This window comes from Porticoccus litoralis, assembly GCF_030676955.1.
GTDB lineage: Bacteria > Pseudomonadota > Gammaproteobacteria > Pseudomonadales > Porticoccaceae > Porticoccus > Porticoccus litoralis.
In genome coordinates this window covers 68,145-81,926 of record NZ_JAUUUU010000005.1, presented here as the reverse complement: position 1 = coordinate 81,926, position 13,782 = coordinate 68,145, and the positions used below count along the sequence as shown (strand labels likewise).

General features: G+C 51.9%; 11 protein-coding genes. 5 read left to right on the top strand and 6 right to left on the bottom strand.

Annotated elements, in window-relative coordinates; genetic code table 11:
• Window positions 1–98 precede the first annotated feature (98 nt).
• The 3 genes from Q8A57_RS09415 to Q8A57_RS09405 are packed head-to-tail and all read left to right on the top strand — an operon-like array spanning window position 99 to window position 3,246.
• Window positions 99–1,754 carry a hypothetical protein gene (locus tag Q8A57_RS09415; protein WP_305170849.1) on the top strand — a complete coding sequence of 552 codons (1,656 nt, stop codon included), beginning with the start codon at window positions 99–101 and terminating at the stop codon, window positions 1,752–1,754.
• Entirely contained in the window at window positions 1,727–2,596 is an 870-nt protein-coding gene (nudC, locus tag Q8A57_RS09410) for an NAD(+) diphosphatase (protein ID WP_305170848.1), read from the top strand. Before Q8A57_RS09415 ends, nudC begins: the two co-directional genes overlap by 28 nt.
• 2 nt (window positions 2,597–2,598) lie before the next feature.
• Entirely contained in the window at window positions 2,599–3,246 is a 648-nt protein-coding gene (locus Q8A57_RS09405; protein WP_305170847.1) for a cation/multidrug efflux pump, read from the top strand.
• A 61-nt stretch (window positions 3,247–3,307) separates the two neighbouring features.
• On the opposite strand, the gene Q8A57_RS09400 is transcribed toward Q8A57_RS09405, so the two are convergent.
• On the bottom strand, window positions 3,308–4,231 hold the full coding sequence (locus Q8A57_RS09400) for a beta-keto acid cleavage family enzyme (RefSeq protein ID WP_305170846.1): 924 nt from the start codon (window positions 4,229–4,231) through the stop codon (window positions 3,308–3,310).
• 464 nt (window positions 4,232–4,695) lie between these two features.
• Here Q8A57_RS09400 and sohB point away from each other — a divergent pair, with 464 nt between their 5' ends.
• Window positions 4,696–5,721, top strand: coding sequence for a protease SohB (gene sohB / locus Q8A57_RS09395; protein WP_305170845.1), 1,026 nt, complete (start codon window positions 4,696–4,698; stop codon window positions 5,719–5,721).
• A gap of 132 nt (window positions 5,722–5,853) precedes the next feature.
• Here sohB and Q8A57_RS09390 read toward each other — a convergent pair whose 3' ends face one another.
• The 3 genes from Q8A57_RS09390 to Q8A57_RS09380 all read right to left on the bottom strand — a co-directional run bounded on the left by Q8A57_RS09390 (window position 5,854) and on the right by Q8A57_RS09380 (window position 9,238).
• On the bottom strand, window positions 5,854–7,020 hold the full coding sequence (locus Q8A57_RS09390) for a cation:proton antiporter (protein WP_305170844.1): 1,167 nt from the start codon (window positions 7,018–7,020) through the stop codon (window positions 5,854–5,856).
• A gap of 81 nt (window positions 7,021–7,101) precedes the next feature.
• Entirely contained in the window at window positions 7,102–7,590 is a 489-nt protein-coding gene (locus Q8A57_RS09385; protein ID WP_305170843.1) for a DUF934 domain-containing protein, read from the bottom strand.
• Entirely contained in the window at window positions 7,574–9,238 is a 1,665-nt protein-coding gene (locus Q8A57_RS09380; protein WP_305170842.1) for a nitrite/sulfite reductase, read from the bottom strand. Before Q8A57_RS09380 ends, Q8A57_RS09385 begins: the two co-directional genes overlap by 17 nt.
• A 235-nt stretch (window positions 9,239–9,473) precedes the next feature.
• Here Q8A57_RS09380 and Q8A57_RS09375 point away from each other — a divergent pair, with 235 nt between their 5' ends.
• A complete protein-coding gene (locus Q8A57_RS09375; protein WP_305170841.1) occupies window positions 9,474–9,605 on the top strand; it encodes a hypothetical protein in 132 nt (43 codons plus the stop codon).
• A gap of 98 nt (window positions 9,606–9,703) precedes the next feature.
• Here the strand turns inward: Q8A57_RS09375 and Q8A57_RS09370 are convergent, their stop codons facing one another.
• Window positions 9,704–9,928 carry a DUF2970 domain-containing protein gene (locus tag Q8A57_RS09370; RefSeq protein ID WP_305170840.1) on the bottom strand — a complete coding sequence of 75 codons (225 nt, stop codon included), beginning with the start codon at window positions 9,926–9,928 and terminating at the stop codon, window positions 9,704–9,706.
• A gap of 1 nt (window position 9,929) precedes the next feature.
• A complete protein-coding gene (gene metH / locus Q8A57_RS09365) occupies window positions 9,930–13,619 on the bottom strand; it encodes a methionine synthase (protein ID WP_305170839.1) in 3,690 nt (1,229 codons plus the stop codon).
• Window positions 13,620–13,782: the final 163 nt, after the last annotated feature.

Here is a 13,782-nt window from a genome sequence, read left to right as displayed (position 1 = left end):
GGTGTTATTATCGGAGACCATCTGGTGACGAAAAAACTATCCCGGGCCTCGTGGTTTTGTAAACTTTCGGCCTGCAATTATAAAGGGTGAATGCGTTAATGTATCCAATAAATCCCCAAGTTATTGCGATGGTGCAGGAAGAGCTTGAAAAAGAAGTGCTCGCCCTGATGCAATTGCTTGAAGATGCCGCTGACCGCGTCGATTTGGAGAAGTTTAAGGGACACCTTACGGCTCTTTCAGGGGCTTTGAAAGTTCTGGAGTTGCCCAGCGCCACTGCTTTTATGCAGGCGGTTTCAGAGCTGGCGGATACCCCGGTTCAACTGGCATCTGGCTCCTATGAAGCCAAGGCTGTTTACGCTGCGTTGCAAAGCTTTTCTGCCTACCTGCAGCAACTGGCAAATCTCAAGCAGGACAACTTGATGTTGTTGCTTCCGGAGATCAACGAATTGCGTGCCGTGGCTGGTAAGCCAGTGATGGACGAAAGAGATGCAGTACGTGATTGCACACCGGAAAATTTACCACTGCTCAATGTTTCGCTGCGAACCGAGGATGAGCGGCAGGTCGTTGCTTCGGTAAGACGTCTGTTTCAGCAAGGTTTGGTACACGCCTTCCGGGGAGTAAATCGCAAGGCTGCTATCAAGGTTATGGCCCACGGCGTACACCGGTTGCGCAAGACACTCACTGAACCTGCCGAGCGCGATTATTGGTCCCTGTTGTTTGAAATTCTCAGTGCGATGCATCGTGGCACACTGGGTTTTGAGCAGAGCCTGCTCAAAACACTGATGAGTGTGGAAAAGCAGTTGCGTGTTATGGAAGAGAACCGTGATGCGAGCGCGTTTTATCCGCTGGATATCCAGCAAAGAGCGCTGGCTTTTTTCGCCCTGTCCGGATTGCAGAGTGACGGTGCCAAGAAACTGGCGAACAAGCTGGGTGTTACTTCGCCCGGCATAACCAGTCAGGAAATTGCGGAGAGTCGGAACAGCTTCACGGGGGATAGCGATAAGCCCCTCGGTGTATTGCTGGAGGCAATCGCCGAGCAAGTTGATCAGCTCCGGCAGCAACTTGATGAAGGTATGACGTCAGACGCGGATCCAGGGGAACGTTGTGAAGAGCTGGTAGCCGGGCTTAGTCTGCTGGGCGAGTTATGCGAACAGAGCCACCTGAAACTTGCCAGTCAACGATGCCAGGTTCATGTTGCCGGTATTGAAAGCCTGCAGGGCGGTCAATTGCCCATGCAGCTCTATGAGCAACTGGCCGATACGTTGCTGTACCTGGACTGTATCCTGACGGAGTTACAGTCCCAAGCGCCTTCGGAATCCCACATTGCCAAGGTGAACACACGCAGCCTCAAACAGGTCGTGGAAAACAATATTGTTGAACATGCAGAGAGAAGGGCGCTTCAGGAAGCCAATGATCACCTGTCAGTGGTCATGCAGATGACAGCAGATTACTGTGATGGTATAGCCGGTGATGAAGTCGCCGAACCGCTGCTGGATAATTTCAAACTGATTCTCGGGCCGATGGGTATGCTGGAGCTCACCCGTGCCGAGAATGTTGCCCGGCGCTGCCTGGAGATTCTTAATCGCTGCGTTACTTCCGGCGGAACCGTGACGCTGGCCTCGACGATGGAAGTGTTTGCTGACGCCATTGTCAGCCTCGAGTATTACTTGCAAAACCGTCGCTGGAACCGCAATTTTGACGACGCAGTGCTCAGTGTGGCTGAAGAATGCTTGTTGACTCTGGAAGCAGCCTAACACCAGCGCTGATGGGTAATTCAGAACACCACTTTGTACCTTGTTCCTCTCTGCCTGAGGGTATCCATAAAACCCCGCTGCTAATTGCCGTTAATGGACAACAGGTTGCCTGCGCTACAGAGAGCTCAGGGGACGTTTTCCTCTCGGAGTTTCTCGCCCCATCACTCAACGGGACAAAACATTTACTGGGCGTGTTCGACGGGCAACCCTGTTATGCAGTGGATGCATCCACTGCCGAGCTGCCCTCCGGGATGTCTTTTGTTGCGCTTCGTTCTTTGCTGGGCGATCTGGATGAAACCCGTTTTCAATTGGCGGGTAGAGCTTGTCAGATCGTGCAGTGGGATAAGCAGCACCGTTATTGCGGTCGCTGCGGCCGGGCGACTACTGTTATTCCCGAAGATCGCTCCCGTTCCTGCGGTACCTGCGAGGAGCGCTTCTATCCGCGCTTGTCCCCCTGTGTCATTGTGGTGATCCGTCGTGGCGAGTATTGCCTGTTGGCGAGCAGTGCCCGCTGGGAAGGGCGCTATTACAGCGCGCTGGCCGGTTTCATTGAACCGGGGGAAACCGTCGAGCAGGCGTTGCATCGTGAAGTGATGGAAGAAGTCGGTATTCGGGTTTCCAACCTGACCTATTTTGCCAGCCAACCCTGGCCGTTTCCCGGACAATTAATGCTGGGCTTTCACGCCGACTACCTGCGCGGTGAGATTCAGGTAGATGGTGAAGAGATCGTCGCAGCGGACTGGTGGCATTACCGTGATTTGCCTCCTCACCCGGATGAAAATACGTTATCAGGCCAACTTATCCGCCATTTTGTCGCCACCTGTCGAGAAGCGGAGAGTTGATCATGTCACTTCCCATCTCGATCATTATGGTTGGTGCCATTCTGTTACTGTTGCTTGGGCTCAAGGCGTTGATCGGGCAGGGTATGCTGGCGGCTGTTCTGCGCTCCGCATTGGGCTTGCTACTGTTAGCGGGTAGCGCGGTGTTATTTTTAGCTGGATATGACCTGCACAGCTATCGATCCCTGCTGGACGAGCAGGCTGTGGTCACCATGCAGTTTCAGAAGCTGCAGTCCCAGCGCTACCGTGTCATTCTGGTGGAAAGTAACGGGGAGCAATACCGCTATCACCTGAGCGGCGATCAGTGGCAGCTGGATGCGCGCATAGTGAAATGGCATCCGACTCTGGCCAGCCTTGGCTTCAAATCGCTGTATCGCCTCGATCGCTTAAGTGGCCGTTATGCCGATATCCGCCAACAGCTTGAGGAACCGGCCAGTGCACACCAGCTGGTTGAACCACCCACCGACTTTGACACATGGATGCTACTCAAAAAATTCCCGGGTCTGGGACGGTGGATTGACGCGCAATATGGCAGCGCCACCTTTTTGCCCATGGCCGATGGTGCTGTCTATGAAGTCAAACTGGCTTTTGGTGGCATGTTGGCTCGCCCCGTCAATCCCGAGGCGAAACAGGCCGTGTCGACATGGCGATAATCTGTCATCGCCTTTTTTCTAGAGAGAACAACCCGAAATCACGGCCTTTTTGAGGAGGTGGTTAGAATGCCACCTTCTCTTTACCTTTCAATTCAAGAATAGCTCGAGCCTCGTCTGGAGTTGCGACTTCCAGCCCCAGTCCTTCAATGGTTTTACGCACCTGATAGACCTGTTCGGCATTGGTTTTAGCCAGTTCTCCACGACGTAACCACAGCGAGTCTTCAAGTCCTACCCGAACATTGCCCCCCATGGAGGCTGCCATGGCTGCCACGCGCATTTGATTGGAACCGGCAGCCAACACTGACCAGCGGTAATGATCCCCAAAGAGACGATCCGCAGTTCGCTTCATATGCATGACATCCTCGGGATGTGCGCCAATGCCACCGAGCAGGCCAAAACAGGTTTGAATAAACAAGGGAGCCTTAACAATGCCTTCCTGATAGAAGTACTGGAGATTGTAGAGGTGGCTGGTGTCGTAACACTCGAATTCGTAGCGGGTTCCGGTTTTGTTAAGTGTATCCAGCGCGTAGCGAATATCTTTAAAGCTGTTGCGAAATACCAGATCGTGGGAGCCCTCGAGCATTTCCGGCTCCCAATCATGCTCAAACTCTTTAAAGCGTTTTAACATGGGAAATAGGGCAAAGTTCATCGACCCCATATTTAGACTGGCGACCTCTGGTTGCCAATGCTCAGCGGGTTTAACGCGGTATTCAACGGGCATGAAGGGGGATGCTCCGGTGGTTATGTTTACTACGACATCCGAGCGGCTTTTGATTGCCGTAAGAAACGGGGCGAAATCTTCAGGGGTATGTACCGGCCGTCCATCCACAGGGTCCCTGGCGTGCAGGTGAACGATAGCGGCGCCTGCTTCAGCGGCACCCAGGGCAGATTCAGCAATTTCCTCGGGGGTCACCGGCAGGTAGGGCGACATGGAAGGGGTATGTATGGAACCCGTGACTGCACAGGAAATAATTACTTTTGACATCGTCATCACCACTTTTTTGAGATTGAACTTTTGATTTCAGTGCTCTCAATCAGGTTGACTGATTGATGGAGATGGTCTTGCTCAAATGAATACCGCCCGCAATTTGGTTGATCATTCCGAAGCAATACAACAAGCGGGTCTACTGGTCGTGAAGCTGACGTTTATAGTCAGATAGCAAAACGCATCAGTAAAAGTCGAGCGTTAACGTCTCATGCGTCGAGGCGCTGAATGGATAGTGTGGGTGAGCTTTCGAGAGCACCACCTAAGGCTGTGACTATCCAGCCGGGAGAGCCATCCCGTACGGCATGAATAAAGGGGATGGGCGATAGGACTGCCAACAGATATAGGATATGGTTAACAGTCATAGGTAACATACAATAACTTTCTGGTGATGCCGTCAACTGTTTTGGTGGCCTGACCCAATGAGCTTTAATTGAAAAATTATGATGTAAGGGGAACTGACGTTGGATTATTTGCTGCAATATGGATTGTTTCTGGCGAAGGCCATTACTCTCATTATTTCCCTAGTTGTGGTGATAGGCATTGCCATCGGCCTCAGTAATCGCGCTCGCAAACATGCCGAGGGTGAGCTTGAGATCGAGCAACTAAATGAGACGTATGAGCAGATGAGCAATGTGATACAGCTGGCAACCCTCCCGCCGGGAAAGCGTAAGTTGTGGCACAAGGAAAAAAAGAAATCGGACAAAGATAAAAAAACCAACTCGGAAATCAGAAGCAGGGTTTTTCTGCTGGATTTCAAGGGAGACATGCGTGCGTCGGCTGTGGCTAGTCTACGCCAGGAAATTACGGCCATTCTTACCCAGGCAAAACCGGAAGATGAGGTAGTTGTTCGCCTGGAAAGTGGTGGTGGCATGGTGCATAGCTATGGTCTTGCCGCCAGCCAGTTGGACAGGATTCGTCAGCAGAATATTCCGCTCACTGTATGTGTTGATAAGGTGGCGGCCAGCGGTGGTTATATGATGGCCTGTGTCGCCAACAAAATCCTTGCCGCGCCCTTTGCCATGATCGGTTCTATCGGCGTTGTGGCACAGCTACCAAATTTTAATCGCCTGTTGAAAAAACACGATGTCGATGTGGAGCTGCATACTGCTGGTGATTACAAACGCACCCTGACGATGTTCGGGGAAAATACAGAAGAGGGCCGGGATAAATTTATTGAGGACCTGGAAGAAATCCACAACATTTTTAAAGACTTTGTGAAAAATCACAGACAAGCTGTTGATATTAATGAAATCTCTACAGGAAAAGTATGGCTTGGCTGCCATGCCCTTGATAAATTATTGGTGGATGAACTCAAAACCAGCGATACCTATCTCGTCGAACGCTCAGCCGAGGCGGACATCTTCCAGGTCAAGTTCGTCTATCATAAAAGTCTGCCAGAAAAATTTGGCCTAGCGGCTGAGAGTCGCGCAGATAGTTTTTTAATGCGTTGGCTGGATAGGACCCGGAAACAGCAGTTTTTTTCCTGACGAACATTCGTTTATTTTGCGCAACGTCAATTTGCTGGGAGAGGACTGTGTGGAACAGCCTCTGCCAAAGAAGGCCGTTACCTGGTTAATATTAATCGTTGATAACGGCTGAAGAAGCCCGACCGCCACATGTTAGTTTCGTCGCAATCGTTCGCTGACTGCGATCGGGTTTGGGAAGTTGAAAATCACGATATAACTCGACAGCAGGAAGGTCAGAATCGCGGCAGCCTGTATCAGGTGAGATGCCTGAACACTGATCAGAGAGGCGTTGAAAGCCACATAGGCAATCAATAACGAAAATTCACTGATCTGTCCGAGGCGAAAGCCAATATCCCAGGCCAATACCTTCTTTTCGCTCTGCCGACCCAGCAGGAAACGGAAAATCGCCGGTTTCAGAATCAGCATCGTCCCGCCAAGTGCCACAGATGCCAAGGCAATTTCCGGTAACAGTCCAAGATTGAATCCCGCGCCCAGGGAAAAGAAAAACATGATCAGGAAAAAATCCCTGAGAGGTTTCAGTGTCAGGGCAATGTGTTGGGAGATTGGGCTAGAGGCGAGGGTGATGCCCGCGAGGAATGCGCCAATTTCCCGCGACAGTCCTACGACTTCAGCGAGCTCCGACAAACCCATACACCAGCCGATGGCGAGCAGAAAAATATATTCGCCCATCCGGTCGAATTTGGCTATCAGTTTCAATAAGACCCAGCGGACAAAGGCCCAGGCAAACAGGATCAGTAGCGGTAGCGCCAATAGGGTGAAGCCGATCTGCATGACATTAATCTGCCCACCTTCACCACTGAGCAGGACCAGTAATACAAAGATCGCCAGAAAATCCTGCATCAGCAGTAAGCCGATCATCATGTTACCGATATGACGGTGGTGAAGAATGGTGGTTGGTAGCAGCTTGATACCAATAATGGTGCTGGAAAACATCATTGCCGCACCGATAATCAGACATTCGGTAGAGTTGAAGCCAAACAGGTGGGCGATCAGATAACCGGCAGCGGCGAAGAGTGCGGAGCTAATCAGAGTCACTACGGTGACTTTTCTGAGCGCGGTCATCAGCGATTGAGGCTGAAGATCCAGGCCCAACAGAAATAGCAGAAAAATAATGCCGATTTCGGAGATTTCAGACAGCAGGTGGACGTCCTGTACCCAACCAAGTCCGTAAGGACCGATCAGTGCACCCAGAGCGATGTAGGCTACAAGCAGGGGCTGCCGACCATAAATGGCCAAAGAGGCAATAATGGCAGCGCCGGTGAATATCAGGAAGAACGACTGAAAAACGGCTTCATTCATAGGGGTACTCCACAACCCCTATTGTGAGGTACGGGTGGAGGGGCAGCAAGTGCCGGTTGCAGTATGCAACCGGCTATTCACTTACTGATCGCGCCGGAAGTGAGGGTTAGGCTGGTCTGCAGCGTTTTGATAGGTGACGCTGAAATCCTTCAGCGACTCCAGGGCAGCTTCCAGGTCCGTACCTTCTGGCAAGACGAATGAATCAAAACCGCAGCGCTTTAGGTAGAAAAGCTGGTCGCGATTGGGGTTGCCTATGGCGCGCAATTGGCCATTGTAACCAAAGCGCTCTCTAAGCAGTCTGGCGGTGGAAAACCCGCGACCGTCAGTGAATGAGGGGAAATTTACAGCAATCAATGGGAATTGGTTGGCGTCTTCCCCTAGCGCTTCCACATCTTCATCACTGTCGATCCACAGCCCCAGTACGGCTATTCGGATGGACTCCTTGTTTTCGAGCCAATACTTCATGGGTGCCAGGGACAATTGGTTCTCTGGCAGATTGCCGGAATAGTTTTTGGGCAAAACTACCCACTTGTCGTCGACAATTTTGTCTTTATTAATGATTTTTGGCATAGACGCTCTCCTTAAATGGGTCGAGGCCGATGCGGCGATAAGTGTCAATAAACAGCTCATCACCCAGGCGGTTATTGATATAGACATCAAGAATTCGACTGATGATGTCAGGCATTTCTTCGCGGCCAAATGAGGGCCCCAGAACGTTGCCGAGCGCGGCGTCATTCTCTGAGGAGCCACCCAGTTGGACCTGATAGAACTCCTCACCCTTTTTGTCGACGCCCAGAATGCCGATATTGCCGACATGGTGGTGTCCACAGGCGTTCATACAGCCGGAAATATTGAGACTCAGATCTCCGAGATCATAGACGTAATCCATGTCGTCGAAGCGGCGTTGAATGGCTTCTGCAACCGGGATGGATTTTGCGTTCGCCAGGGAACAGAAATCACCGCCGGGGCAGCAGATCAGGTCAGTCAGTGTGCCGATATTGGGTGTGGCGAAACCGCCAGCTTTGGCCTCCTGCCACAGGGCATGGAGGTCGGATTTTCTGACATCGGCCAACACCAGATTCTGGTTGTGGGTGGCGCGAATCTCACCGAAGGAATATTTGTCGGCGAGGTCGGCAATGGCTTCCAATTGGCTGTCGGTCACGTCACCAGGTGCAACGCCAGTCGGCTTCAGTGACAGGTGGACAATACTGTAACCGGCGACACGATGTTTCAGCGTGTTGCGTTCCCGCCATTTCGCGAAGGCTATGTTGTCGGCACTCAGGGCTTGCAGTGCTGCCTCTTCGGTGGCGTCATCCAGAACCTGGTAATCCGGGAGAGTGAAGTATTGTTTCACCCGGTCCACTTCTTCCTGTGTGAGTGTGCAGGGGCCATCCTTAATGTGAGACCACTCAGCTTCAACCTTTTCGGCAAAGACTTCGGGGGTCCAGGCGCGTACCAGAATCTTGATCCGCGCCTTGTATTTATTAGCACGATTACCATAGCGGTTATAGACACGCACGATGGCATCCAGGTAGCCAAGAATGTGCTGCCAGGGAAGGAATTCGCGAATGACACTACCGATTACCGGGGTACGGCCTAGACCACCACCGACATACACCTTGAAACCCAATTCGCCTTCATCGTTACGCAACAGCTGCAGGCCGATATCGTGAACAAGGATGGCTGCGCGGTCGCTTTCTGAGCCGCTCACGGCAATTTTGAACTTACGCGGCAGGTACGCGAATTCCGGGTGGAAGGTTGACCACTGACGCAGAATTTCACACCAGGGGCGGGGATCTTCGATTTCATCCTCAGCCACACCGGCATACTGGTCGGAAGTTATATTGCGAATACAGTTACCGCTGGTCTGTACAGCATGCATCTGTACTTCCGCAAGCTCGGCCAGAATGTCCGGCACTTCTTCAAGCTGTGGCCAGTTGAACTGAATGTTCTGGCGGGTTGTGAAATGGCAATAGCCCTTGTCGTAGTGGCGGGCGATGTGCGCCAGTTTGCGAAATTGCCCGGCATTGAGCAGGCCATAGGGAACAGCAACCCTCAGCATGGGTGCCAGGCGCTGGATGTAAAGTCCATTTTGCAGGCGCAGAGGCAGGAACTCTTCGTCAGCCAGTTCCCCAGCCAGGTAGCGTGAAGTTTGCCCCCGGAACTGGGCAACGCGCTCCTCGATAATTTTCTGATCGTGTTCAGTATAACGGTACATAGTGTCTGTAATTTCTCGTGTGCCAGGTGGCAGAAAGCCGCGAATTCTACAGGTTAACGCGCGGTCTGTCAGTCGGATGTGGATAATAGCGGCAGCGCCCACGGATTTGAAAAACTTTTTCTCTCTAACCAGGTTGCGTTGGGTAATAAAGGATTCACCACGATAATAGGGACATCGTTTAGTGATGTTGCTACAATGCGCCCGCCGTTCGTCCCAGCCTGGAGGTACAAGAACTATGAACAATCAAGTTGATGCAGTTATGGAAGCAGAAAAAAATGATGGCGACAGCTGTGCTGATGCCATTGCAGCTATTGCAACTGTCTGTTTATTTGTAGCGACAGTGATTTTCTGGTTGAGCAATCAGTAACTGCTGCATTAAAAAAGGCGGCCATTGGCCGCCTTTTTTTGTGTCTGATTTTTGCTACTGCCGCTTAACATCTTCTCCTGGACGCTTATTTTCGGTGTTTACATACCCCGACTACTCAACACCATCTTGACGACTGTAATCACACAGAAAATAAATATCACGGTGAAAATTAACCCGGAGGCCACATAGGCGTATATGTTCCCGTGTTTAAAATCGCGCTCGCGGTTTTTATTGCTCTGAACACCGAAAAAGGCAGCCATTGTACTGAAAACAATTTGCCAAAAACCGGGTTTCTTCTCGTTGTCGGGGTCGGGTTTATTCATGTCAATCTTCCAAGATCGGACTAAGCCAGCGTTTCATCTGTTCCACGGAGACCTGTTTTCGCTCCGCCAAGCTTTCCAACTGATCCTTCTGTATTTTACCCGTATTGAAATATTTTGTCTGCGGGTGAGAGAAGTACAGTCCGCTCACCGAAGCAGCAGGCAGCATGGCAAAACTTTCTGTGAGGGAAATGGCAGTTTTGTCGGTGACTTCCAGTAACCGGAACAGCGTGTCTTTTTCACTGTGATCCGGGCAGGCGGGGTAGCCGGGCGCAGGGCGTATACCCCGATATTGTTCCCGAATTAGTGCCTCGGCATCCAGATTTTCATTGGGGGCATAGCCCCAGAATTCCTTGCGTACCCGCTCGTGTAGATGTTCGGCAAACGCTTCTGCCAAGCGGTCTGCCAGGGCCTTGACCATGATGCTGCTGTAGTCATCGCCTTGGGACTCGTATTCGTTAGCCAGTTCGTCAGCCCCGATACCAGCGGTGACGGCAAATGCACCGATATAATCCGCTACGCCACTTTCTTTCGGGGCAATGTAATCGGCAAGCGACAGTAATTCGTCCCCAGCACCGAGCTTGCGGACCTGCTGCCGGATCTGGTGCAGGGTGCCGAGCACCTCGGTTCGAGAATCGTCACTATAAATTTCAATATCATCGCTGTTGATGGTATTTGCTGGCCAGAGAGCAAAAACCCCTTGGGCTTTCAATCGATGCTCATCGAGCAACTTGGCGAGCATGGTTTGTGCGTCACTAAACAGGTTTCTGGCGGCTTCGCCGACTTTTTCATCATCAAGAATTTTGGGGTACTTGCCTGCTAGTCCCCAGGTGATAAAGAAGGGAGTCCAATCAATGACATCAACTAGCTTTTCCAGCGGGTAATCATCCAGTATTTGCAGCCCCAAAACCGAAGGTTTTACAGGCGTGTAGCTTGCCCAATCTGTGGTGAGTCCTGCTTTGCGGGCTTCCGTATAGGGGAGTGTGGTTCCCTTGGGTTTGCGGTTGGCTGTTCGCTGGCGGACCTGCTCGTATTCAAGTTGGATATCGGTGACGAACGCATCCCGCAGGTCTTTACTCAGCAGCTTGCTGGCGACACCCACAGCGCGAGAGGCATCCGGGACGTAGATTGTCTGATTACGCTTGAACTTGGGGTCGATCTTGACAGCCGTATGCGCTTTGGAGGTTGTCGCCCCACCAATTAATAGCGGAAAGTCGAGTTGCTGCCGTTCCAGTTCACTGGCGATGTGTACCATCTCGTCCAGTGAGGGGGTAATCAGTCCGGAGAGGCCAATAATGTCAACGGCCTCTTCCTTTGCTGTTTGAATGATTTTTTCCGCGGGCACCATAACTCCGAGATCAATCACCTCGTAGTTATTGCAGCGCAGCACCACACCGACAATATTTTTACCAATATCGTGGACATCGCCTTTGACCGTCGCCATCAGGATTTTTCCATTGGCTTCAGCCCCTTCTTCCTTCTCCGCTTCAATATAGGGTTGCAGGTAAGCAACGGCCTGTTTCATGACCCGCGCGGATTTGACCACCTGGGGCAGGAACATTTTACCTTCCTGAAAGAGGTCGCCGACCACATTCATGCCGTCCATCAGTGGACCTTCAATGACATGCAGCGGACGGTCAGCCTCCTGTCGTGCGGCTTCAGTATCCTCTTCGATAAAGGCAGTAATCCCTTTCACTAAAGCATGTTCCAGTCGTTTAGCAACCGGCCATGAACGCCATTCCAGGTCTTCTTTTTTCTCTTCGGTTCCATCACCCCGGTATTTCTCGGCGATATTAAGCAGGTTCTCGGTGGCATCGGTATGGCGGTTAAGGATGACGTCCTCAACCCTATCGCGCAGTTCTGCAGGCAGGTCGCTGTACACGGCCAGCTGACCTGCATTCACGATTCCCATACGCAAACCGGCATGGATGGCGTGATACAGGAAGACAGAATGGATGGCCTCTCGCACGGGGTTGTTACCGCGAAACGAGAACGAGACATTACTGATTCCGCCGGAAATCAGAGCGCCAGGTAGGTTGGCGGTTATCCAGCGTGAGGCATCAATAAAGTCAACCGCATAATTGTTGTGTTCATCGATACCGGTGGCGACGGCGAACACATTGGGGTCAAAAATGATGTCGTTAGGTGCAAAGCCCACCTGGTTGACCAGAATGTCATAGCTTCTTTGGCAAATTTGCTGACGTCTGGCCAGATTGTCCGCCTGGCCCTCTTCATCAAAGGCCATAACCACTACCGCAGCACCATAGCGCAGACAGAGTTTTGCCTGCTCAATGAACGATGCTTCGCCTTCCTTGAGGCTGATGGAGTTGACTACACACTTGCCCTGGGCCCACTTCAGGCCAGCCTCAATCACATGCCACTTGGAGGAGTCGATCATCAGGGGGATGCGAGAGATATCCGGCTCGGTGGCAACCAGTTTGAGAAAAGTTGTCATCGCCTCGATGGCGTCCAGCATGCCTTCATCCATGTTGATATCAATGATCTGGGCGCCATCCTCCACCTGCTGGCGAGCAACATCGAGGGCAGTATTGTAATCACCCTCGAGTACCAACCGTTTAAAGCGGGCAGAGCCGGTCACATTACAGCGCTCGCCTACGTTCACAAACAGTGAGTCAGCGGTGATATTGAATGGTTCGAGGCCTGAGAGCCGGCAGGCGGGGGCAATTTGGGGTATGTCACGAATCGGGAATTTGGCGACGGACTCAGCGATCGCTCGGATATGTGCAGGAGTGGTTCCACAGCAGCCACCAATAATATTAACCAGACCACTCTGGGCAAATTCGGTCACAATGGCCGCCATTTCCTCGGCGCTTTCATCGTATTCGCCGAACTCATTAGGCAACCCGGCATTGGGGTGAGCACTGACGAGTGTGTCGGCAACCCGTGATAACTCTTCAATGTGGGGGCGCAGTTCTTTAGCGCCCAGTGCACAATTAAGGCCAATGGAAAAAGGTTTTGCGTGTGACAAAGAATTCCAGAAGGCTTCCGGAGTTTGCCCCGACAGAGTGCGCCCGCTGGCATCGGTTATCGTGCCGGAGATCATAACCGGGAGAGTCACGCCCAGTTTTTCGAAGGTTCCCTGAACGGCAAAAATGGCGGCCTTGGCATTCAGTGTGTCAAAAATGGTTTCAATCAGGATGAGATCAGCACCACCTGCAATCAGCCCCTCTGTGGCCTCGTTATAGGTTTCCACTAGTTCGTCAAAGCTGGTGTTTCGTGCGCCGGGATCATTGACGTCCGGAGAAATAGATAACGTGCGGCTGGTGGGGCCGAGTACGCCGGCAACCCAACGGGGTCGATCAGAGGTGGCGATGCTATCACAGGCCTGTCTAGCGACACGTGCTCCCGCTTCGTTGAGTTCGCGAACCAGCGATTCCATACCATAATCGGCCATGGAGACTGTCGTGGAGTTGAACGTGTTGGTCTCGACAATATCAGCGCCAGCATCCAGATAGGCGCGATGAATGGCCTCAATCGCATCTGGCTGTGTCAGTGATAACAGGTCATTGTTGCCCGCTACATCCTGATGCCAGTCTGAAAAACGCTCGCCGCGATAATCGGCCTCACTGAAACGATGAGACTGAATCATGGTACCCATGCCGCCATCCAGAATCAGGATTCGTTGACGAGCGGCTTCGTAGAGGGCATCAATGCGGGTCTGTCGATTATTCAAGGCGTTTTCCATCTGACATCTGGTAAAGAAAGGGGCGCATTCTAACAGAGTTTCAACGAGTTGCTGAGGGAAGAGTCGCTCTTCAGCAGGATAAAACCCGTTTGAATGATTGTGGTGCATACTCAACACTGCTAGAATACATGACTAAATTAGTCGGGTATAT

Excerpts from the sequence above, each read along its gene's own strand:
- Q8A57_RS09415 (WP_305170849.1), top strand. The coding sequence starts at position 99 with ATGTATCCAATAAATCCCCAAGTTATTGCGATGGTGCAGGAAGAGCTT.
- nudC (WP_305170848.1), top strand. The coding sequence starts at position 1,727 with ATGCTTGTTGACTCTGGAAGCAGCCTAACACCAGCGCTGATGGGTAAT.
- Q8A57_RS09405 (WP_305170847.1), top strand. The coding sequence starts at position 2,599 with ATGTCACTTCCCATCTCGATCATTATGGTTGGTGCCATTCTGTTACTG.
- Q8A57_RS09400 (WP_305170846.1), bottom strand. The coding sequence starts at position 4,231 with ATGTCAAAAGTAATTATTTCCTGTGCAGTCACGGGTTCCATACATACC.
- Q8A57_RS09390 (WP_305170844.1), bottom strand. The coding sequence starts at position 7,020 with ATGAATGAAGCCGTTTTTCAGTCGTTCTTCCTGATATTCACCGGCGCT.
- Q8A57_RS09385 (WP_305170843.1), bottom strand. The coding sequence starts at position 7,590 with ATGCCAAAAATCATTAATAAAGACAAAATTGTCGACGACAAGTGGGTA.
- Q8A57_RS09380 (WP_305170842.1), bottom strand. The coding sequence starts at position 9,238 with ATGTACCGTTATACTGAACACGATCAGAAAATTATCGAGGAGCGCGTT.
- Q8A57_RS09375 (WP_305170841.1), top strand. The coding sequence starts at position 9,474 with ATGAACAATCAAGTTGATGCAGTTATGGAAGCAGAAAAAAATGATGGC.
- Q8A57_RS09370 (WP_305170840.1), bottom strand. The coding sequence starts at position 9,928 with ATGAATAAACCCGACCCCGACAACGAGAAGAAACCCGGTTTTTGGCAA.